Below are 1017 nucleotides of genomic sequence, written 5' to 3'. Positions count from 1 at the left end.
CGGTAGTCGAACAGGCGGCGCAGCGGCGAGGGCAGGGCGAGGCGCAGGATCAGGTCGGGCACACGAGCCTCCATGGACAGGCTGGCGATCTTAGCACGCGACGGCCGGCACCCCGCGCGGCTTGCATCGACTGGCGGCTCTGGTATGATCCGCGGCCTATTTCTGTGCGGTGCCTGACGTTGGGTCGGGTGGCGGCACAAACACCCCGAGGAAAGCCCCATGAAAGCCGATATCCACCCGAATTACGTCGAGATCGACGCCACCTGCTCCTGCGGCAACGTGATCAAGACCCGCTCCACCCTGGGCAAGAACCTGAGCCTCGACGTTTGCTCCGAGTGCCACCCGTTCTACACCGGTAAGCAGAAAGTGCTGGACACCGGCGGCCGTATCGATCGCTTCAAGCAGCGCTTCGGCGTGTTCGGCGCTACCAAGTAAGCGACCGCGCGATTGCGGAACGGCCCATGGTCTTGTCCGTGAAGCTGAAAAAGGCGTCCCTGGTGGGCGCCTTTTTCGTTTCTGTCGCCTGGGCAGGGCTCGCCCAGGCCTTCTGCCCGCTGCAGGCGGATCTGCCGCAGCTGGCGGTCAAGCAGGTGGTGGATGGCGATACCCTGCGCTTGGTCGATGGTCGCAGCGTGCGCCTGATCGGCCTCAACGCGCCGGAGCTGGGGCGCCAGGGGCGTGGCGACGAACCCTTCGCGGTGCAGGCCCAGCGCCGTCTGCAGGCGCTGGTGGCGGCCAACGACGGCCGTGTCGGCCTGCGCCCGGGGCGCGAGGGCAAGGATCGCTACGGCCGCACCCTGGCCCATCTCTATGACCGCCAAGGGCGCAATCTGGAGGCGCAGCTGCTGGCCGAGGGGCTCGGTTTCATGGTCGCGGTGGCGCCCAACGTCGCCTTGGTGAGCTGCCAGCAGGCGGCCGAGCGTCAGGCGCGCCAGCAGCGCCTGGGGCTATGGCGCAAGGAGCAGGTGCAAGCCGCCGGCCAGTTGCGCAGCGGCGGCTTCGCCCTGCTCGGCGGGC

Annotated in this window: 2 protein-coding genes; both read left to right on the top strand. The window is 68.3% G+C overall.

Going from position 1 to position 1017, the window contains the following annotated elements; genetic code table 11:
- The first annotated feature begins 219 nt into the window (after positions 1-219).
- Complete coding sequence (rpmE, locus tag N878_RS22125; protein WP_021445703.1) at positions 220-435, top strand: 50S ribosomal protein L31; 216 nt, start codon at positions 220-222, stop codon at positions 433-435.
- A gap of 26 nt (positions 436-461) precedes the next feature.
- Positions 462-1017, top strand: a 556-nt coding sequence (locus tag N878_RS22120) for a thermonuclease family protein (RefSeq protein WP_021445702.1), incomplete at its 3' end; no start/stop codon positions are given.

Origin of the sequence: Pseudomonas sp. EGD-AK9 (genome assembly GCF_000465935.2) — a bacterium.
Classification (GTDB): Bacteria; Pseudomonadota; Gammaproteobacteria; order Pseudomonadales; family Pseudomonadaceae; genus Aquipseudomonas.
Note: the sequence above shows the minus strand (reverse complement) of the source record. Positions and strands in the feature narration are given on the sequence as shown.

Excerpts from the sequence above, each read along its gene's own strand:
- rpmE (WP_021445703.1), top strand. The coding sequence starts at position 220 with ATGAAAGCCGATATCCACCCGAATTACGTCGAGATCGACGCCACCTGC.